Here is a 20,622-nt window from a genome sequence, read left to right on the forward strand (position 1 = left end):
CAGCCCACTGGTCAGCGCAATGCGCACCGCATCCTTGCGGAATTCGTCAGTTCTTCCACGTCCCATAGTTCGTCTCCTTTGTTGCAGTAAATGCTATCAAAGGGGCGGCATCAAACCGCGACAGGTCCAGTGGTTCTCGGCGAAGACGATCACGGCGGCGTCCAGAGTTGTGTCGTCTACGTGCGCGACGGAGACACCTACGTTACCTTCGATGACGGTCTTCGGGTTACCCGCAGCCTGGAGCTTGCGAAAAACGTATTCGGTCTTTCCGAAGCACAGACACGTCTGGCAGAGATGATAACGACCGGGTTCGGCTTGACGGCGTCGGCGCAGGAACTAGGCGTCAGCGTGAATACCGTGCGCACCCACCTCAGTCGTATTTACGAAAAGACAGGCGTCAACACCCAGACCGCCCTCGTTCGGGTCCTACTTGGTGTCGGCATCATCGGACCGTAAGTGTCGCCCTCGGGCTCGCAGCGGACCTGCGGCGCTGCAGCATTAACTGCTTGCCAGACATCCTTCCGATCGACACACACGGCCCAAAGCGGACGGCCGCACGAACTCAGCGCAAGGTCTTCTTCGCGCCTCCATAACGGACGTTTAAGCGTTTTCTGAGTGGGCCTTAAAGCGGACGATAATTTCGCTTCTGTTTGAGAATCTGTAGACGGCGCGCTACGAGCTCATCCGCCACATTCTGCTCAGCGCGCGCACCGCAACTACGACTGCTCGACCGACATTGTTGCCGGGATCGAGGCGAACATGCGTCGGCACGAATGCCGATCGTCTTCGACGAGCTGATCGCACTTAATCCCGAGACATAGTCACCTTCGCTTAAACCGCGTCAGGCGCTGCTGACGCTCGGGGGGGGGCATCCTCACGCAATATCCGTGTCGCGGCCTTGTTATGTACCGGCGCGTTCCAGACTACGCCTTTGTCCGACGGCGCCGTTAACAGGACCGTGGAGCAGGGCAGACCGGCCGCATCGAACTTGCGTGCGATGAACTCACTCTCGCCACGGTCATGGCTCGACATTATCAGCTGATAGCCGTTCAATTCGACCATATTGCGCATCACATCGACGAAGGCGGCGGTGTGGATGATGTCGTTATGCTGCAGCGGATCGTCGAGCAGTAGCGCGCGCCAGCGTGACCAAGGATAGGCGGTGCTCGCCGCGCACAGGATGCTAAAGCCATTCGCCGCAAGCTGGCCCTCGCTGAGCACGACCTGGGGCGGCAAATCCTTCTTCGTCTCGATCGCATTGTCGACCTTCTCCCGGTAGCGCAGCGCCATGCCGAAGCTGGTCGCATCGACCCGCGTAGCCGCCTTGAACTGAATGCTTTCACCGGGCGTGCTCAGCATCGCCTCGTTGAAATCGTCGATCACCGTATTGAGCGGGTCGAGCACGCGCGCCGAAAAATCGTCGGCTTGCTTCTGAAGGTCCTCCGAGTAGCGCTTTACCGCGTTGCGTGCCGTAGTGGTGAGTTTCACTGCCGCCCGAGCGGCCTCGATCTTTTCCTTCTGTCCGGCCAGGTAAGCTGCCGGATCCCGGACGCCATCGTCATCACCAGCCGCCCGCATCGATGCGACGATCTCGTCGATCTCGCTTTGAAGAAGCGCATCCTCATTGTCGCGGGCAAGCTCCCGCTGGCGTTCGGCCAGTGATCGCAAACCCGCCAGCGCCGCTTCGATTGCGGAGAGTCCACGATCATACTCAGCCTCGCTGGGAATGTGGTTAAGACCGGCGCGTGTCCACCGCTGCTGCATCTGCCGTGCGGCTTGTTCCGAGGTTGCACGGGCTGCCTCGACCGCCGCAAGGTCGCGCAGCGCGAGGTCGAGAGCCGCCTGCTCACGCTGAACGTCCGCAGCTGCGTTGGCGGCCGCCTCGTTTAGCTGTGCCAAACGAGCCCGCGCATCTTCGCCGCGCTCGCGCTCCGCCGTCAATCTCGCCTCAATGTCGCCGATCGTCGTATTCGACAGATTGCGTGCGGCGATGCGATCGACGCAGGCCTTGTCCTCTGCCTGATACTGCGCCAGCCGTGCGCCAAGCTGATTGTCGCGCGCGATTAGCTCGTCGAGATCGGCTGCCACGCTGGATCGCTGTTCGGTTGCCGCCGCCGCGTTCGCCGACAGCAGTTCCAGCGCTGCCACTGCCGCCGCAAGTGCGGCTTCCGCATCGCGTGCTCGAGTTGCTGCAAGCCCGGCGAGTTCGCTCTCCGGTGCGGCAGCAAGGGTCTGGGCAATGGCGGCGCGTGCATTTGTCACGGCATCAGCGGCCGCCCTAGCAACCCGTTCGAGCCCGTCGACCGCCGCCACGACCGCTCGAAGGCGACGGATTTCATCGCTGAGCGCGGGTCGGGTGCTCCGCAAGGCCTCCAGCGCGTCATGGGCTTGCGCGAGGCGATGGTCGCTGCCTGATGCCGCAGCATCGGCTAGCGCCTTGAGCGCGCCCGGTTCGAACGACGTCTGGCAAACAGGGCAGTCGGTGTCGTCCTGATGGATATGGCTGGCAAGCTGCGACAAGGCCGCGCTGATCGTCGACGCGTGGCGGTCAGCTTCGGCGCGTGCGCGTTCGGCATAGGCAATTTTGCTGTCGAGATCGGCGAGTCGCGCTTCGAGCGGCGCCAGTTCGGACGCGGCGCGCGCAGCGGCTTCGCGTCCGTGCACCAGTTCGGCTTCAGCGGCCCCGGACTCGCCTTCCAAATCGAGATAATCTGCCATCGACTCGTTAATCGCGCGCGCGGATGCTGCGAGACTTCGCAAGCGCGCGACTTCGGCACTGGCCTTGCCATGCTGGCTGATCGCAGCGTCGGCTTCCGCGATCGTCGTGTGGTGCGCCGCGATCGCCTCGTTAAGCGACGCCCGATCCTGCTGCTCAGTCGAGATCCACGCGCCCAGCAGGTCACGGCGGACGAGATCGGCACGCGCGGCGTCGAGCACGGAAATGTTCTGGTCGATCGCGGCGATCGTGGCGTTCTGCGCGGTCACCGCGTCGCTGGTCGAGCCGATCAGCGGGGAGGCCCGATCGCAGCGCGCCTGCGCATCGTTCACCAAGCTGCGCAACCGCACGAGACTCGGATGATCGAGCCGAGCTTCGGCCTGGCTGACAAGGAACTGTGCCGGCAGCGTCGAGAGCCCCTCGAGTTCTGCCTTACGATCGCTGGTGGTACGCAGCGCCTCGCCGATCCGATCACCGAGCGCGGCGAGGCGCTGCCCGATGCCGTCACTGGTGACCGCAAGTGGCTGGCCCGCTGCGAGCTGCTGAAGGTCATGCTCGAGCAGCACGATCCGCGCAGCGACTTCGTCGGCCGTGAGTACTCCGGTGGCGCGGGTCGCCGCGCGGAGCCGCTCAAGGCGCGTCATCCACCCCTGCCAGTCCGCGATTTGCCGATCGAGCGTGGCGACGACGCCTTGTTCAGCCGCGAGCCGGCGCGTAAATGCAGCGATGGTCGGTCGCCCCCGTAGGCCCGCGCGAATACGCTCGAGCCGATCGATGCCGCTTGGTCCCTTGAGCGCCTGCCATTGGTCTTGTGGGTCGCGGCTAGTGAATCGCTGCTGCGCTGCCTGGCCGAGGAAGTGAGTGAGGGCCAGATAGGTCCCAAGATCGTTGATCGTGCGGCGGTCGGGCCGCGCAAGTTGCGCGACGATGTCCGGCATCGCCGTGCCGCCGGTGGCACTGCGCTCGACGGGGTCGCCGTCCGAGAAGGTCAGCGCTACGCGATGCGATCCCGGCTCGGCACCCCGGCGCGTGAGATAATCCTTCTCGACGAGTTTCTTACGGCCCTTGTTTATATAAGGTTCGAACCGCCGGATCTTATTGGTCAGTCCCCATTCGATCGCATCGAAGAAGCTGCTTTTTCCCAAGCCGTTGGTCCCAGTGAGCAGAACCAGACCAGGCGCCGCCGGAATCTCGATCGCGAAGTCGCCGAAGGTCCGGAAATTAAGGATCGCGATGCGGGAAAGGAAAATATGGCTCACGCCTGCCCCCTCCGACCCCAGGATTTGACCAACGCCGCTACAATATCATCCGGCGTCTTCATCTCGTCGAGCGTGATCCGCTCCCATTCGGCCGCCGTCGTCCGCGGTAGACCCGGCGCGGTTGCACTGGTGCCGCTCAGTTCATCGAGCGCCGCGTCCTCGAACTTGCCTTCGGCATGGATCCATGGCCGGGCGAGGAAGGTGCGCTTGAGAAAGTCGGCGAAACTCTCGTCGTCATTCAACGGATCTTCGGGTCGCAGCCACGCCAGCTTGCGAGCGACACGGTCATCGCGCTCGACCATCAATGCCATTGCGCGCCAAGCCTCCTGCCGCTCGCTCGCCCGCGGTCCCAGCAGCATCAGCTGCAGGTCCAACGTCTCGTTGGTCCCAAGGAACGAGCGCGCGACGACGCATTGGTTGCGGCAGCGCCGCAGCGTCTCGAGCACTGCTTCCATGGCAGCGACGTCGGGGAGAATACCCAGCACGATGTTGAAGCGATCGATCCGGATCGCGTGGCTATCAGTCGGCAGATCGGTCGGACTGAGCGTCGTCGACTTGGTCGATCCGCCGTTGAAGGTCCCGCTCGCCAATTCGGGGCGGTCCTCGACTTCCAGACCGAGCGCTAGGGCCGCCTTGCGCAGCCGTTCAGCCAAATCCGCCAGTCCGGGTGACAAAGTCGCGCTATCCATCATGCCACCCCTTTCATGATTGCCTTTTCGAGCGCCTCGAAGTGCCGCGCCTCAACTACTGCCAATAGATTGCGTAGCTCGGCCAGGCCTTCCGCCGCAGCGCCAACGAAATCGCGACTGATCGACATGATCACCGGACCAGAGCCATCCGTATCGCTGAGCCCCGGCTGATCGGTGTCGATCCGAGCGAATGGCCGCTCGGCGATTCGGCTGACATCAATGGCACTTTTGACAACGAGGATGACAAACTGGGTCTGCCAAATGAACGATGCGGCACACAATGACATCTCGTCACCGTTGATCATATCAGCCGCGCAGCCATGACCGGCCCATTCGCTGTCGCCGTCGCGCAGGCGGACCAAATTGCCGGGCCTGGCACTTTTCGGCGATGTAGCGTCCCAGGCTGCGGCGATGGCGAGTGCGACCACGGTGCCGCGCAAGATCACCGGCCATTTGCTGGGGCCGACGAGAACCTGCGCCGCGTCGCGATGATCGTCTTCGTCGACCGCACAGATCATCAACCGAAGGAAATGGCTCAGCAGCGCCGAGTCGTCGCCGAACGACGCATGCCAGACCGCCCAAGTCGCGGCCATAGCCACCCGAAGATCCTGCGCGATCTTTAGGTTGACCGGGCGGCGAGGATCGGCGTTGCTGGCGAAGAATGGTTGAAGGTGCGCGTCCAACCGCTCGAGCAGCCAGCTGTCGAGAGACCGGTGGATGCGACGCGCGAGAATGTCGGGCGGCAGCGAAACCGGATCCTGGGCCGCGCCGCCGGGATTGCCGGCGACGATCGCCGGCATCGCCATGCCTTCGGCATGCGGCGATTCCAGGCTGAGTTCGCGGACAAGCTGGCTCCACAGGCCGGGCGCGGCGTGGAGCCGGCAATTGCTGCTGTGGCAGGCGACCCGCAACACAGCACCGGCAACGGCACAAAGCGCTTCGGGACCATCCGGCAAGATGATCTCGAAGGGCTGTTGCTCGCTCCAAGACCGAACGAACTCGTCTGCCGCGATCGCGCCGGACCAGCGGATGTTGGCGCCTTCGCGCAACAGCTGCACCGATATTGGAAGCTGGTTGGCGGCCAGTCGCTGCAGCCGCGGCGCGAGGATATTCGCGCTGCGCGCCGCCTCCTTGAACAAAGAACGTGCCGGCCCTGACAATTTCGGGACGAGCGTCGCCTCGCCGTGGCGTGCAAGCCATTCCTTGTGCGTCACATCGAAGCTGGCCAGGTGCGGGGCAAAGGGTGCCCGCACCACATCGCGCTGGGGACCGCGCCGGACGATCACCGCATCCGCGGCAACCGTCTCCCCGGCACAGTCGAGCCAGAAGGGGGCGACAACGGGTGCCGGATCCGGCGGGTCAATCCGGGAAACGACACCGCAATGCAAATGCCGGAAGGAGTGCTGGGCGTCGCCTGCGCAAGCTTTGATCGTGAGATAGGCGGCAAGCCGGTTGAGCGTTGCCGTCGAGACATCGAACATTTCGGCATGCTGGGTCTGAAACGTCAGCTGCACGCCGGGGCGGAGTTGCTGCGCGACCGCAGCGACGAGGCCGATGTCGGTGAGGGATTGTAGGAGCTCTGCGTCATAGGCTGCCATGAAATCGAAGCGGACACCCTTGGTATCCTCCGCGCGGGCGCGCACATCGATCGAGGCTAGGGCCGGCTTCAACGCCGCGATGCCGGGATGCTCGGAGATCAGCCGGATCATGCCCGCATGATCGAAATCGCGGGTTCCGGCGGCCACGAAATCGATCAGTCCGCCATCACCCGCGCCGCTGACGAAGAACCGCGGGGTCGGCCGACCTGCGAACTCGGCAACCGGGACCCCGGCATCGGTCCAATAGCTTGCGCTCTGTATCGTTGGCACCGGTTCGCCCGGTTCGAGCCCGAACCCGACGGCGAGGAACACCATGTGGAATTGTTCGCGTAGCTCTGCGCCTGGCTGTGGCGGTGGAGCATTGAGATCGGTGATGTCTAGCTGATAGCCGTCCGCCGTCCGTGTCAGCGCGGTAACCTGATGGCGCAGTCGTCGCTCCAGCCGCGGCGCGAGCCTGACGGCGATGTCTTCGAACCCGAGCAGGATATCGTCGCGGACGGCGCGACACGTCCCGGATTCCCAGTCGAGTATCGGCAGGTCGGCGATGGGATCGGTCGTGTCGTGCGCCGGCCAATCGTAGATATGCGGATCGAGCCGCCGACGATCGGTCGTCGACTGAAGGGGCAAAAGCGCATCGGCAGATTCGAACAGTACAACCTGCGATCCGGTGACCAATGCGGCAGCTGCGGCTGCTGTAACGCCGGCCGCCCCGCCGCCGACGACCGCTATCCTCGGATCGGCGTGGAGATAGCCGAGTTCCTTGAGCGCGTGGACCAGCGACAGCGCCCGGACCTGCTGGGAATAGAAGGTGATGCGCCGGTCGAAACTGCCGATCACGAACAGATTCGGTCGATCGCGAACAGCCACGCCGTCAAGAATATCCTGGGCAAGCAAGGCATCAGCCAACGACGCGCACTCCCGTAGTCGCTCGGGTTCGCCGTTGCGGCACCATGGTTGTGACGTGAACTACTGCGCGCATGTTTGACAATCAGCTCCCCTCCAGCCACGTCGCGACGACAGCCGGTGCATTAGCTTATGGAGAAGAAGCGCGGGTGCCGCAAGATTCTGATAGGTCTTGCGAAGTCGCTTTCAACAGGGTTCGCTGCTCGCCGCTCAACTTCATTAATTCGCCCTTCCGCGCAGCGTCTCCACCTACACCGTAACGGGCGGTTATCAGCGGCAGCCCAAAAAGGTCGATGTTGCCACACGAATGATGTCCGAAGTTGGATGGAGCGGGAACGGTTCGGGATGAGCATTTATGGATATTACCGGCTCTGCAGGCATCCTGAATAGAAGTTCGCTTTCCACTTCAAGCCGCTTAGAAGCCGCCGGTACGCAGACGGCCCAAACCGGTCGTTCGTTCTCGCCGCAGCGACCGACCGCTTTCCTGAAGGTTTTTCGATGCGGGCCGTGGTGCGAGGTGGGCGGCCGGGAGGTGGCGGCCCGCGTTGACAAACCTCGGAAGGAGGAAGCCGCGGGGGTCTTGGATCAGGCTATGGGGAAAGCGTTCGGACGATCGGGGCGGCGGCTGCATCCGTGGTGCGGCTGATGGCGCACCGGACGCCTGACACGACCGTAAACCCAGCCGGTGATCCCGACAAGGCGGTGCGTTTCGGAGTTGTCGCCGCCTTTTGCCGCGCTGGAAAGGAACGAGGACACGCAGTTCGGACCGGGTCTGCGGATTGTAGCCGGTGCTGTTTCGTGACGGATGACGGGCGATATGTCATGCTGCCTGCTCCCTCGGTGGGGCATGCGACATCGGTTTCTTCCCGCGCCGGAAGATCTCGATGATGCGCATCGGGCCGCCACAGCAGGGGCATGGCTCACGCAAGGTGAACGGGGCGGCCTCCGCCTCGGCACTTGGCGCAACGGGGTCTTCTGGGCGTTGTAGGCAGAGCAAGGCGCGGATCTTCGTTAGGTTGGCCTTGCGGGCCGAACTGGCCAGCAGGCCGTAGTGCCGGATGCGGTGGAAACGGTCCGGGAGGACGTGGATCAGGAAGCGGCGGATGAACTCGGGCGTGGCCAGCCGCATGATCTTTTGCCGGTCGCCGGATTTGATGCGGAAATCTTTCCATCGGAACGCGACGGTCGCGGCGTCCGCGCTGATCAGGCGATGGTTCGAGATCGCGACGCGGTGGGTGTATCGGCTCAGGTAGGCCAGAACCGCCTCAGGCCCGCCGAAGGGCGGATTGGCGTAAACCACCCATTCGGATTTGCGGAACGGCGCGAGCCAGGCGGCGAAGGCGTCGGGCTGCGCCAGCCGCTTGAGATCGCCGAAGAATGCAAGCCGCCTGGCGCGGTGCAAGTCCATGAACCCGTCAAGGAACAGGCGCCGGAACAATCGTGACGGCACCCGGACATGCAGGAAGAACCCGGGCTTGCAGGCGACCCATCGGGTGCCGTCCGGCGACAGGCCACCACCGGGCAACGATCATGTGGATGCCGCCGATTAACAGGTGCAGCGAAGCTTTGGTACCGCGATAGGGGATGTTGACAGCCAGGGTCTATTGGCGCCGGGAAAGAGTGCTGAAGTCCGGCACCGTCCATTTCACACCGATCAGCCGCAGGAGGCTCTCAACGCCCCCTGTCGATTGGCGCTGACGTCAGACAATCAAGATCGGGGCCCGCGTCGTGCGTCATGCCCGCGCCATCACCTTCCAATTGACCGAGGTCGCGGTCACCGGCCCGATGGTGCGCGCAATCCTTGAAGCTATCCGCCGTCTTCAAGCGCCTCCGTCATGCGCATGACCGCGAACCGGAACCAAACTGAACAAAAGCGGCAAGACAGGTATGCCAGACGTGCTGAAGAACGAGAGCGCGGTCGAAGGATGATGCCGGTTCACGATCCGATACGTGCAAATCCGTTTCCTCGCACGGAAATCGCGGCCATCACGGGCACGATGCGCTTGACCCACAAGCCCCGTCAGACGATCATCACCCACAACGGCAGGCCAAATGGGGAATGTCGGTTTTTGGTACCGATTAGGAAGGCTGAGGGAATTGTTAGATATGTCAAGATTGGGTGCATCCCACATGAAGTCCGCCGCTTCAGCTATCTTCTTACTTCTTTCAATTTTTGGAACTGGAAACGCTCACGCGGCAACAATTACATTAAGCGCAGATGCAAATTACAAAGCAAGTGGACCAGGTGAAATCGAAGTACGAAAAGTTTCTAAACTAATTTTTGGCGACGATTCGAAGCTTCTTATTGACTTTAATTTCCAATCCTTCTCCCCCTTGAGTGTCGGTGAATTTCCGGCGGGAGACGGAGGGTTTTACCAGCGAGCCATATACCCCTTGGATTCAGTGACCATTCGAGCCGGAATTTCTTCGGGAATTACAATTCCTACTTATGCGCTGAGCATCAGCGCAGGTTCTAGCCATTCAGGCTTTCACGTCTGGAGTGAGTACGGATATGCCGGGAAAACGATAGATGGCACGGTCTCGAGATTCGCGCCTGGAGACACAAATTACCATGTGTATGATTTCAATTTTTCTTTTCTAAGCGACAAGCCGGGACTCCCATCAAGTTGGCTTTCGGCTTTTAAACACCTTGATAAGATTTCGACGGCCTTGGAACAGCGTCTTGAATTTTCTTCGTTGACGAAGTTTTTACCTGACGGGACGCCCGTATATCACGAGCCTGGTTCTGTCATTTATTTTACCAACCTTACAGTTGTCGGCCAACCAGTTGCACCCATCCCCCTTCCCAATGCCGGACTGTTTTTATTCTTCGCCTTATTGGGGCTGTCAGTAATGAGGCTGCCGAAGGCGTTGAAGCACCGCACCTTCGACCTTGAAGCATCGCATCTTCGTCTTAGATCGTTGTGACAAATGGCGGACCCACAACCCAGTAAATGAAAAATTAAGCGCCAACATCTTAATCGTCGTCCGCCTCTATGAGTATGATTAATTCGGTGCAAAATAATAAACAAGGGAAAGCTTAAACGACGTGATGTATATTTAATTTCAATACCCTAATTGCAAAAACTGGGCGCTCACAGGTGAAAATCAGAGACTTCGGCTATCTGCCTCACCGGCTCTGCACATCATCTTTATAGTGGAAAAGGCTTCTCTGTGCAAAGAAGATACCAAAAGGACGGATATTGAGGAAATGAGAAAAAACAGTGGCGCGGGAAGCGGAACAGGAGGGACAGGGACATCCTTTTCATGGATCAAAGTTATTGCGATTTCGTAGTCGAATGCCGACCCAAATGTGCTAATGCTACGGAATCCAATTGATGAGAAAATGTCAACCTTGGAATTGACTTTGAAAACGAGAGATTGCCCTGCCCTGATTGATCTTCCAACATAGGTGATGGCTTCGCCATTAGACGATCCAGAAATAATAAAACTCGATGCAGCACTTCCTGGAGCCGTGTCTTCTGCCCTCCTTGCAAGAGCAACGGAAACTGTCGAGATAGCCGACATCATTGGCACACTGGCGGAAATTAAATCAAAATCTACCCTGCCTGGGTCATGCGGGTTTTTGTCTGCACTGTATAGTGATCCGCGAACAACATTGATTCCGAAATCGAGCGGATATTCAGGAAAGGGAACGCAGCCGCATTGTTCAATATCTCCATCTCTAGCCTCATCATAAATCAGGGGGATCGCCAGAGCAGGGCTGGAGAGAAATGAGAGTGACACGAAGGCCGCAGTGATCGCTTTCTTCATTATTATCTCCAAAAAAACTACGCCAGCCGACTAGGGCGTGTGACCCGAATCAACACAAAATTGAGGAGCTATTCGCCTTTTAGGTTTCCGTCGTTTTACATGGAGATCAAGCCCAAATAAGATCTTTGACTTCAGTCTCCGGACGGGGCGCATAGGTGTTTGTCCCCATTGAGTATCACAGCTAAAAGATGACGATTTCTGCGAGAGCGATGGCGGAGAAGAATGCTCTGGGGCATCCATAAAATGTCGTCGCCACGCGTAGGCGCTCCCTAACAGGCCGCTGAAAAAGGCTGCCGTAAGGAACGGTTTCCCTTTAGCAGGCTGCTGGGTGGGGCTGGATCATGGGTATGCAGTCCTGGCGGCGGCTGCCCGGCTCAGGCAGCAAGCAATTTAGGCAGCCTCGCCAGATTGCAAGCCGCGATCGTCGGCGTGAAGCGGGCGCGCACCCACTCGATGCTGCGACACATGGTCTGCGCCATCCTACCGACTGTCTTGGCCCAGCCGAAGGGCTCTTCGATCCTCTTCCGACGTGGCTGGGATTTGGCGTAGCCGGAGTGCCTGGTCGTCCGACCATCGATGGCGGAATACAGGGATTTCTGGCAACGTGGGGCGTGACGACCATCTGGCGCAGCTCGGCGACAAAGTCGGCGCTGTCGTAACCGCGATCCGCTGCCAGGGTCAGGCGCCGGGTCGATCCGGGGAATGGCGATGGACCATGTCGATGGCGGCACGGCGTTCGGCGTGGCTATCCGCCTGCGTCAGGTCGGCCTGCACGATCAGGCCGGAACGCTTCTCCATCAGGCTATGCCCCATGAAGAACAGCACGGCCCCGGCACCGGGCGACTTCTTGAACAGCCGGGCCGCCGGATCGGTCGTCGACGCGTGGGTCGCATTCGAGCGCCGTTCACCACGGAAGTCGATTTCGGCATTGCGGCTGCGGTGTCTGGGGCGGGTCATCGGTTCAGGCTTGGCGGTAGATTGGTCAGGAGAGGATGCTGTCGGCACTCCGCCATCTGGCGGGGCGCCGGGACCGTCGCTCCCGTCGGATGCAGCCTTTCCTTCGGCTGAGCGCTCTTCAGCGACGCCCAAGCCTTCACCAGGGTGCCGTCGACCGAGAAGTGATCGCCGGACAGGAGCGGCACCACCTCGCGATGTGCCAGGATGACTGCCATGATCTTGCGAGACATGTCCGTCGTCAGCAGCCCGTCGCGGTTCTTCGTGTGAATCCCGGAGACAAAATGGACAGTGGAAACGGTTGGGTGATCTGACCGTCGCGGAGCAAAAGTCCGCATTTTGGGCCCGAGGCGAACGAGCTGAGGGCGGGGGATGTATTCTGTGGAGCTGTACAACCGGGTCCGGCGTGCGTGCCATGTCGACGGAATGAACACGATTGAAGCGGCGCGGGTGTTCGGGATCGACCGCAAAACTGTCGCGAAGATCCTGAAGCATTCAGTGCCGCCGGGCTATCGGCGCACGAAGCCACCGGTGCGGCCTAAGCTTGATCCTTTCATTCCCATCATTGACCAGATTCTGGAGGACGACAAAGGCCGGCTGAAGAAGCAGCGCCACACTGCCAGGCGGATCCATGAGCGGCTCCGGGAAGAGCACGGCTTCACCGGCGGCATCACCATCGTGACGGACTATGTCCGGGAGAAGAAGCGGCGGTCGCGCGAGGTGTTCGTGCCCTTGTCTCACGCTCCGGGTCACGCCCAAGTGGATTTTGGTGAGACACTTGGAGTGATCGGCGGCGTCGAGCGCAAGCTGCACTATTTCGCGCTGGCGTTGCCGCACTCGGACGCGTTCTTCATCAGGGCCTACCCTGCCGAGACGACCGAGGCCTTTTGCGACGGGCAGTTCGCCATGGAAAGCCGCCATCGGTTCGAGGCCCATGGCGGACGCCGCCTTCGCATTCTTCGGCGGCGTGCCGCTGTCGATCCTCTACGACAACACCACGATCGCGGTGGCGAAGATCTGCGGCCCCTCCCGGCAGATTGCTGCGTAATCGCCTGCCGGGCAATGGACGGCAAACGGGAACGGACCAGAACCTTTGCCGAGTTGCAGTCGCATTACCTGTTCAACGACAGGTTCGGCCGGCCGGGCAAGGGGAGCGACAAGGGCAACGTGGAGGGTGTAATCGGCTATGGCCGGCGGAACTTCCTCGTGCCGGCACCTCGGTTCGACAGCTTCAAGGCGCTGAACGCCTGGCTGGAAGAGCAGTGCCTGAAGCGCCAGGACGACATCGTGCGCGGCCACAGCGAGCCGATCGGGGAGCGCCTGATGCGGGACCTCGACACGCTGATGGAACTGCCGGCCGTGCCTTACGATGCCTGCGAGAAGGTCAGCACCCGGGCCACCTCGATCTCGATGGTCCGCTACCGCAACAACGATTACTCGGTGCCGGTGGCTTATGCTCATCACGAGGTCCAAGTTCGCGGATACGTCCACGAGGTCGTTATCGGCTGCAATGCCGAGGTGATCGCGCGACACCGCAGATCCTATGAGAAGGCCGACATGGTCTTCGATCCGATGCACTTCCTGCCACTGCAGGAGCAGAAGGTCGGGGCTCTCGACCAGGCCGCCCCTTTGCAGGGTTGGGATCTGCCGGACGCCTTCGCCACCCTGCATCGGCTGCTGGAGCCGCGGATGGGCAAGAAGGGCAAGCGGGAGTATGTGCATGTGCTCCGGCTCCTTGAGACCTTTGAGATGTGCCATGTTGACGGCGCCGTGCGGCAGGCCCTCGATCTCGGGGCGATCGGCTATGATGCGGTCAAGCACCTGGTTCTTTGCCGCATCGAGCGGCGCCCGCCGCGGCTCGATCTCGACATCTACCCCTACCTGCCGCGCGCCCGGGTCGAGACCACGAACCCGGCCAGCTACATGAGCCTGATGTCCGGGATGGCGAGATGAATGACACGCCGCAGGTGCTGCTCCAGCACCATCTCAAGAAGCTCCGCCTGCCGACCTTCAACAGCGAATATGCCAAGCTGGCCCGGCAATGCGCGGCCGAGGGCAAGGACCATGTCCAATACCTGCTGCGGCTCTGCGAACTGGTACTGCCCGGCGGCGTGCGCCGCCAAGTCTTGAGTTCCGCGCCTTCGGCGCGAGGCGGGAACGGCGGATGATCGAGCGGCGCAGTTCAAGCTGGTCCGCGCCAGCGGATTAAATGGTCCGGGGGACCATTTGAAGGCGCAGAACGCCGCGAAGTTCCCCGCCACCAAAAGCCTCCCCTCTCGTGACATTGCTGCGCAATGCACTGCCGGGCAGTAGACAGCTTCGACTCCACGGCGATCCCGTCGCTCAACAGGGCCCTGACCATGGAACTTGCGAGGTGCGAGTTCGCCGATCGGCGCGAGAACGTCATCGCCTTGGGGCCGAGCGGCACCGGCAAGACTCACATTGCCTTGGGCCTCGGGCTGGCGGCCTGTCAGAAGGGCCTGAAAGTTCGGTTCACGACCGCCGCGGCGCTGGTCCACGAACTCGTCGAAGCCGTCGATGAGCGTCGTTTGCAGCGTCTCCAGAAAACCATCGCCAGCCAGGACCTGCTGATCATTGATGAGCTGGGCTTCGTGCCGCTGTCAAAGACGGGGGCCGAACTGCTGTTCGAGATTATCTCGCAGCGCTACGAGCGCGGCTCGATCGTCATCACCTCGAACCTGCCCTTCGACGAATGGACAGAGGTCTTCGGATCCGAGCGTCTCACCGGCGCCATCCTCGACCGCCTGACCCACCACGTCCATATCTTCGAAATGAACGGCGAGAGCTTCCGTCTCCGCCAGAGCCGCAAGACAAAAGCCTGATCCAAACCACGACCAGACCCCAAGGAACTGGCCTTCGGCCAGTGCGCCTTGACGCGCGCCAGTTATGTGGAAGCGCACCCGCCAAGGCGCCCGTCAGGCCGCCGCCGCTGGGGACTATTCAACCGGTCCACTGACCCATTTTGCTCCGGGATTGACAAATACATGACCATGCTGAAGCACGCCAAAGGGATGTTGCGCTATTTGATCGGCAAACCGTTCCTTGACGACATCAAGCTGCCGCGTCGATGGAGTTCAACCTCTGTGTCGCCGTTCGAACACGCACGGGTCATGGATCCGGCGGCAAACGAAAAAATCAATCAGGAAGCGCTGGACAATATCCCCAAGGTTTGGCCCGCGTTCAAGGATGTCGAGATCGTCGAAAGCTGGGCCGGTACTATGGACATCACGCCCGACAACAACCCGGTCATCGATCGCGCACCCACCTTGCCCGGGTTGATCTTGGCGACCGGCATGTCTGGCCACGGATTCGGCACCGGACCGGCCGCAGGACAATTGGCAGCTGATATTGCCATGGGAACCGATCCACTGGTCGATCCTGCCCCGTATTCCATGAGCCGCCTGTAGCCCGTCGATAGATCAGGAAGACACCATGCCCAACGTAAAAATCTATGTCGAAGAAAGCCTTCTTGCAGCACGGCATAACAACTTCAAGGCGATGCTGAAACCCTTGCGCGACACGCTGATGGCCGAGTTTTCCGCGCCGCAATCCGTATGCCATTTGACACTTGTCCCCGCGCTGGGCCTTGAAGATCAGACCAGGGTTCTGGTTGACGTGCATTACCTATCAATGCCGGAGCGCACGCCGGAAATGGCTGAACAGGCCGCGCAAGCGCTGCGGGCGGTGGTGGTGCGCGAGACAGGTGAGAAGCCTGCTGTGCGGGCTATCTCGCTCGGCGCGGATATCTATGTCGCCTTGGGGTAAGGGCTTTGATGCTGTAACCGCCCCCCGATGGCATCGATGTCACGGCGCGGTTGGGCAGGGCCATCTCGTAGTTTTCGCTTAACCGCGGACCGCAATTGCCGGTTTTAGATGTCGGCACGGTGGGCGGTTGCCACCGGCAGCGGCTTGGCCTTTCCCATCAGCGCTTGCACGAAAGCGGCCATGGGGTCGTCCTGTGGCTTTTGCTCATAGAGGCCGAAATGCTTGAAGAGCTTTTCCAGTGCCGCGTTCTTATCCCAGAATTTGATTTCCGTCGTGATGATGATTTCACCCGTCTCGGGGTCGGGCGCCTTTTTCGACGAAACCTTGATCGACCGGATGGCCTTGGCGACCTTCTCGGGCAGGGCTTCTACAGGCAGGAGCGAGCCGTCCTGGTCAAAAAGGTCCCGGATGTCGCTCAAAGCAACTGCGGAAATCTCTTCAAGGACTCGCGCGGCATCAATTTCGGCACGCTCGGCTGCCGCAGCCTGCAACTCGCGAATGCGCTTCTGAATGTGTTCATTTGCGTTCATCCGGGCGGCGTTCGAACGGTTGGGTTTGTAGCCTGCTTCGACGTAGGCGGCATCGATCGTCAGGCCAGCCACCCGCGCCTGGGCGAAGGCCTCGTGGCGGGTGTTTTTTGGGTTTGGCATGATTGAATCCTTCGTTCTTCGTTCACCGATGCAGCACTTGCAACTGCTCAATCTCAAAGAGTTTTCGTTGTGTCTCGGCGCAAAAGCACGTCGTTCCAGTCTTCACCCTCTTGTTCGGGCAGGTGTACCGTAACGTCATAGCGCTGAATGCGCAGCCGTTGTGCCAGGGCAAATGCGGCCGCTTGACCGCCAAAGTCCGGATCATTATCCCCGAACACCGCGATCTCATGGCTTCCCGCCGGAGGGCGCCACCGCTTCAGAACCGAAGAATTCAGAGCGGCCCAAACGGGAATTTCATAAAGGGCAGAGGCGCTCAAGGCAGTCTCAATACCCTCTGCGATACCGAGCGGCCCACCTGGGACGTATTCGCAGAGCCTCACGCAAGCGCCGTCCGGCAGCTTTCCGGGCATGAGCTTTCGCGGTGCCTCCATCTCCGCCTTCCCACTGCCGTCTGGTTTCAGGAATGTCCGGTGCATGGTGACAGCCTTACCGTCTTGGCCGGAAACGATGGCCACCATACTGGGGCGGACGCCACCCGCGCCGTCGCTCATTTTTGGGGCAAACCGCAGAGCTTCTGGATAGATCAGTTCATCTACGCCTCGGGTCGCAAGGTACGTGTGGACAAGATCGCCCGGCTGCGCGCTCGTCGTTGCACGATACGTGCTTCTGAGAAGGGCTTGCAGATCGTCGGCAGTCATCGCCGGACGCGGCATATCAACCTTGGCGTTTCCGACCAGCTGATCAATCAGTTTGGCCGCTTCACGAAACGGCTTGCCGGTGAATTGCATTGCCAGCTTCATGCCGTCACCAGCGCCGCACCGGTTGCAATAATACGTCCCCGCTCCGTCCTTGTTGTCCCAGCGAAATCGGTCTCTTCCTCCGCACATCGGACAAGGACCGTGACGATTTTTGAGGCAAGCTTCCGGAATTCCAAGCGCAAGCAGGATTCCGCGCCATTTTCCCTTGGCAGCCTGGGTGGTTTTGGTGTGATACATCAGTTCGCCACCTCCTTTTGCCTTTTTGCCCAAGCAATGCGGCGGCTTTTCTCCCAATTTAGGAACACTTGATCCGGCGGGTACAAAGCCTCATCCAGACCACGCGGCCAGATCCCGAATTTGTCGCGGTACTTATTCGCCGCCCATCCGCGCTTGTATCCGCGCTCGTGGGCCAGCCAAAGGCACATACCGTAGAACGTCTGCTTTTCGGCCTTCGTCACCTTTGACCGCTGCGGCGTCAGTTCGATCAATTCGCCGTCCACGGTCTCGACACCGGCCACCGGCTTGCGCTCATGGCCGCAGAAAGGGCATATGAGGCCGGTGTGCAGCGCGGCGCAGTTCGCGCACTCCTTGGGCAGCTTTTCGCTTTTCTCGCGCTTCTGACGCTCCTCCGGATGCGTCTTGTCTAGGCTGTCGTGGTGAATGTCCGTCACCAGACCGTTGCGCAGGCTGTTCCCCGCGTGGTCCAGGATCAACAGATCCTCGGTGCCGGGGTTCACCCGAAGGCCGCGCCCGATCTTCTGGACATGCAGCATTTCGGATTGCGTCGGTGCCGCGTCGATGATGCAGGACACCGGCCAGTCTACGCCGGTCGTCAGCGTCCGCACGGAACAGGCAACCTTGACCTCGCCCGACCGAAACCGGCGCTCAATCAACTGGCGCTCTACGGTATCGGTGAAGGCGTCCACATAGGCCGTGGCCACGCCCGCCCGCTCGAACTCATCGGAAAGCGACTTCGCGTGCGCACGGTTCACGCCGAAAAGCAGCGTCGGGCGGTTCTCACCCTTGGCAAGCCACGTCTCGACAACGGACGCCATCAAGGCCTTGCCCTGCATCACGTCCGCCGCGTCACCCTCGGCATAATCACCGGCCTTGACCTTGACGCCGCTCATGTCTGGCACGTCGGGCGCGTAGGCCGTGAACTGCGACAGATACCCGGCTTCGATCAGTTCCCCGATGGTGCAAGGGATAACCAGATCCTGCCAGCGGTTGCCTATGCCCTTTGCCCACGGGGTCGCGGACAGGCCGATGAAAAACACGTCGTCCCGCTCGTCCATCATCTGTTCAATGACCTTCGCCCGCAGGTGACACTCATCCACGATCACGAGCGATGCGTCGGGGATTTGGCGACGTGCAAGCGTCTGGACCGATGCGACCTGCACCTTGGCCAGACTATCGGTGCGGGGATGGTCCGCCTGCATTACGCCAATGTCGCTGATGCCTTCGGCCTCAAAGGCGCGCACGGTCTGGTCAATCAAATTGATGGCAGGAGCTACGAAGAGCACCCGTTTGCCCCTTGCAACAGCACGCTTTGTCAGCGTTGCAGCTACCAAGGTCTTCCCAAAGCCTGTCGGCGCCTGCATCACAATGCGCCGATTGCCTGTTCCAGCAGATTGATCAATCTGCCTCAGCGCCTTGTTCTGATGTGGTCGCAGTTCTTTGCGCTGGCCGTTGGGGGCAAAGTCCAGAAGAGTCGTCATTGCGCACCACCCTTCGACTTCTCATCCTGGAAGGGCTTGTTGACGTCCTCATCGTGCATCCCGAGGGAGGAGTGGCTTTCTACGTTTGTGTTATTAATACCGGCGGACATATGGCCGGACACGTGTCCGGGGTGTTTTTCCGTGAAAATGCGATCTCGGTTGTCCCGCATCTGGCCAATAAGACTCGTATGCGGGTTTGCGAAACGAGACATCATGAACCGGACGATCCCCTCGATGTCCACGATGTAACGGGTTGCGTACTTCCCGCCTTTCTGCGCCGCGACAGGAACGAGGAGACCGAAGCCCTCCAAGTTTCTCACGACGCGTCTAGCTTGACGCTCGCTGCAGTTCCCCCAGCGAGCGAGCTTTTCCATGCCCGGGTAGATCGTTGTCGCGCCGAGGAGCGTTCGGCGAACGAACTCAATCGTCGCCTTGGCGAGAATCAACCGGCTAGTCTTGGTGAGCGGCGGATCGCAGCGGCGGAGCGTCTGATCCAGACGTTTGCTCAGCACGTTCAGATCATGGGCATCTTTCGCGCGGAAGGCCATTACACGCCCCCCTGATCTTTGGTACCGCGCGCACGGCGGATCGAACCCATGGAAATGCGTGTCGTTCCGCCGATACGTACGACGGGCCAGTCACCTTTCTTGACGCGGCGCCAGCCGGTGGGCAGCGACACGCCATCATAGTCACAGGCTTCGCGGATACTGACGAGCGCGCCATCTGGCAGACGCTCCATCTCGCAAAGACGGCTAGTGGGAGTTTTCGTGGTCAAGATACACCTCTAAGAGAGGTCCTGGGCAGGTAGCTCAGGGCCTCGATCGAAGAGCGCATCTTGCGCCGTTATGGTTCGCCAACAGGATTGAACGCGAATGAGCCGACGTTATACGAAAAAATCCCGATCGAAAAGTCTGCCATTCTTGCGATCGGCACTGCTCGGGCGTACCGAAGGCTACGCATTTCCGCGGTCTGCAAGGACCGGTCCCGGATTAGTGCCGTTCCATTGACCAAGCGTCGTGATGCAAAGGAAATCGCTGAAGCCATCGTCGAGGCCGCTATGCCTCACGATGCAGACGGTCACCACAAACACGTCTCGACAGCAACCACGCGGAAACCTATCCGGACACGTGAAGTCTTGCCGGATCAGCGCACCCAGATCATCAATTCACTAAGAGGCATCCGGCAGAATACGCATCGAAGGAGCTACACAACCTGCGACGCCTGCCGGAAATCGTCAATTGGTACGCCGAGCGCCTCCCAGAGCTGGTGCAGGACAAAAACCAAGCTCTCTCTCGGTTGGGTTTAGACAATCATGAACCAGATGGTTGCGCCCAGCTGCCCTATGAACGAGGAAGCTCATCGAAGCGACGTGACGCTGGGATTGCAGGCGCTGCCGGAGGTCGTTCAGATCTGTGCGATTGCCATGGTGACTTTCTGTCCGCCGATGCAATTGCTCCGCCAAGGACGCAACTTCTTTTTGTAACGGCGACTCAGAGCCCAAACGGACTACTGGGCAAGATTCCGGAAGTGTTCAGATCGTTTGGACCAACAAGAGTAACATGGCCCGGTAATGATAACAGATGGCACGGTACGACTTTCGAGACTGAGCAGCCGAAACACAACTGTATCCCAAAGTGTATCCAAATCCAGCAGGATCATGGAAAACCCCTTAAAATCAACCGCGTGAGAAAATAAAGTGGCGGAGACGAAGGGATTCGAACCCTCGAGACGGTTTCCCGCCTACTCCCTTAGCAGGGGAGCGCCTTCGACCACTCGGCCACGTCTCCGCCGACGCGTATATCCAAGGCAACCTTGGG

The 20,622-nt window shown here is 60.5% G+C and carries 13 protein-coding genes, 1 tRNA gene and 6 pseudogenes; 7 read left to right on the forward strand and 13 right to left on the reverse strand.

The features are described from left to right. Window positions 1-129 precede the first annotated feature (129 nt). On the forward strand, window positions 130-456 hold the full coding sequence (locus ACN0SW_RS18760; RefSeq protein WP_417729450.1) for a helix-turn-helix transcriptional regulator: 327 nt from the start codon (window positions 130-132) through the stop codon (window positions 454-456). 375 nt (window positions 457-831) lie between these two features. Here ACN0SW_RS18760 and ACN0SW_RS18765 read toward each other — a convergent pair whose 3' ends face one another. The 5 genes and pseudogenes from ACN0SW_RS18765 to ACN0SW_RS18785 form a co-directional block, all read right to left on the reverse strand. Beyond that, the gene (locus ACN0SW_RS18765; protein ID WP_417729451.1) at window positions 832-3,975 is read right to left on the reverse strand and encodes an AAA family ATPase; all 3,144 of its coding nucleotides are present in this window, start codon (window positions 3,973-3,975) and stop codon (window positions 832-834) included. Next, window positions 3,972-4,667 carry an ABC-three component system middle component 1 gene (locus tag ACN0SW_RS18770; RefSeq protein ID WP_417729452.1) on the reverse strand — a complete coding sequence of 232 codons (696 nt, stop codon included), beginning with the start codon at window positions 4,665-4,667 and terminating at the stop codon, window positions 3,972-3,974. The genes ACN0SW_RS18765 and ACN0SW_RS18770 overlap by 4 nt, the downstream gene beginning before the upstream one ends. Beyond that, window positions 4,664-7,168: an ABC-three component system protein gene (locus ACN0SW_RS18775; RefSeq protein ID WP_417729453.1), complete on the reverse strand. Its 2,505-nt coding sequence runs from the start codon at window positions 7,166-7,168 to the stop codon at window positions 4,664-4,666. Before ACN0SW_RS18775 ends, ACN0SW_RS18770 begins: the two co-directional genes overlap by 4 nt. 817 nt (window positions 7,169-7,985) lie before the next feature. Beyond that, window positions 7,986-8,690, reverse strand: a pseudogene (locus ACN0SW_RS18780) (transposase); the annotation flags it as partial. Window positions 8,691-8,769: 79 nt separating this feature from the next. Next, window positions 8,770-8,859, reverse strand: a pseudogene (locus tag ACN0SW_RS18785) (transposase); the annotation flags it as partial. Window positions 8,860-8,872: 13 nt separating this feature from the next. Here ACN0SW_RS18785 and ACN0SW_RS18790 point away from each other — a divergent pair. Further along, window positions 8,873-9,010 (forward strand): annotated as a pseudogene (locus ACN0SW_RS18790) (IS1380 family transposase); the annotation flags it as partial. 285 nt (window positions 9,011-9,295) lie between these two features. After that, entirely contained in the window at window positions 9,296-10,093 is a 798-nt protein-coding gene (locus ACN0SW_RS18795) for a hypothetical protein (protein ID WP_417729454.1), read from the forward strand. Between the two features lie 180 nt (window positions 10,094-10,273). Here ACN0SW_RS18795 and ACN0SW_RS18800 read toward each other — a convergent pair whose 3' ends face one another. Both ACN0SW_RS18800 and ACN0SW_RS18805 read right to left on the reverse strand, forming a co-directional pair. Continuing rightward, complete coding sequence (locus tag ACN0SW_RS18800; RefSeq protein WP_417729455.1) at window positions 10,274-10,939, reverse strand: hypothetical protein; 666 nt, start codon at window positions 10,937-10,939, stop codon at window positions 10,274-10,276. 374 nt (window positions 10,940-11,313) lie between these two features. Continuing rightward, a pseudogene (locus ACN0SW_RS18805) lies at window positions 11,314-12,165 on the reverse strand (transposase); the annotation flags it as partial. Between the two features lie 100 nt (window positions 12,166-12,265). Between ACN0SW_RS18805 and istA the strand changes: the two are divergent. The 4 genes and pseudogenes from istA to ACN0SW_RS18825 all read left to right on the forward strand — a co-directional run bounded on the left by istA (window position 12,266) and on the right by ACN0SW_RS18825 (window position 15,679). Beyond that, a pseudogene (istA, locus tag ACN0SW_RS18810) lies at window positions 12,266-13,846 on the forward strand (IS21 family transposase). After that, window positions 13,843-14,736 (forward strand): annotated as a pseudogene (gene istB / locus ACN0SW_RS18815) (IS21-like element helper ATPase IstB). Before istA ends, istB begins: the two co-directional pseudogenes overlap by 4 nt. Window positions 14,737-14,898: 162 nt before the next feature. Further along, window positions 14,899-15,321, forward strand: coding sequence for an NAD(P)/FAD-dependent oxidoreductase (locus ACN0SW_RS18820; RefSeq protein ID WP_417729456.1), 423 nt, complete (start codon window positions 14,899-14,901; stop codon window positions 15,319-15,321). A 25-nt stretch (window positions 15,322-15,346) separates the two neighbouring features. Beyond that, entirely contained in the window at window positions 15,347-15,679 is a 333-nt protein-coding gene (locus ACN0SW_RS18825) for a hypothetical protein (RefSeq protein WP_417729457.1), read from the forward strand. Window positions 15,680-15,783: 104 nt separating this feature from the next. Here ACN0SW_RS18825 and ACN0SW_RS18830 read toward each other — a convergent pair whose 3' ends face one another. From ACN0SW_RS18830 to ACN0SW_RS18855, 6 genes are all read right to left on the reverse strand, one after another. After that, a complete protein-coding gene (locus tag ACN0SW_RS18830) occupies window positions 15,784-16,386 on the reverse strand; it encodes a terminase small subunit (protein WP_417729458.1) in 603 nt (200 codons plus the stop codon). Then, complete coding sequence (locus tag ACN0SW_RS18835) at window positions 16,383-17,324, reverse strand: toprim domain-containing protein (RefSeq protein ID WP_417729459.1); 942 nt, start codon at window positions 17,322-17,324, stop codon at window positions 16,383-16,385. The genes ACN0SW_RS18830 and ACN0SW_RS18835 overlap by 4 nt, the downstream gene beginning before the upstream one ends. After that, on the reverse strand, window positions 17,324-18,805 hold the full coding sequence (locus ACN0SW_RS18840) for a DEAD/DEAH box helicase (RefSeq protein ID WP_417729460.1): 1,482 nt from the start codon (window positions 18,803-18,805) through the stop codon (window positions 17,324-17,326). The genes ACN0SW_RS18835 and ACN0SW_RS18840 overlap by 1 nt, the downstream gene beginning before the upstream one ends. Continuing rightward, window positions 18,802-19,353: a hypothetical protein gene (locus ACN0SW_RS18845; RefSeq protein ID WP_417729461.1), complete on the reverse strand. Its 552-nt coding sequence runs from the start codon at window positions 19,351-19,353 to the stop codon at window positions 18,802-18,804. Before ACN0SW_RS18845 ends, ACN0SW_RS18840 begins: the two co-directional genes overlap by 4 nt. Further along, a complete protein-coding gene (locus ACN0SW_RS18850; RefSeq protein WP_417729462.1) occupies window positions 19,353-19,580 on the reverse strand; it encodes a hypothetical protein in 228 nt (75 codons plus the stop codon). Before ACN0SW_RS18850 ends, ACN0SW_RS18845 begins: the two co-directional genes overlap by 1 nt. Window positions 19,581-20,502: 922 nt before the next feature. Beyond that, window positions 20,503-20,592 (reverse strand) — tRNA-Ser (locus tag ACN0SW_RS18855). Window positions 20,593-20,622 lie beyond the last annotated feature (30 nt).

The sequence above is a fragment of the Roseovarius sp. genome, from assembly GCF_048262375.1.
GTDB lineage: Bacteria > Pseudomonadota > Alphaproteobacteria > Rhodobacterales > Rhodobacteraceae > Roseovarius.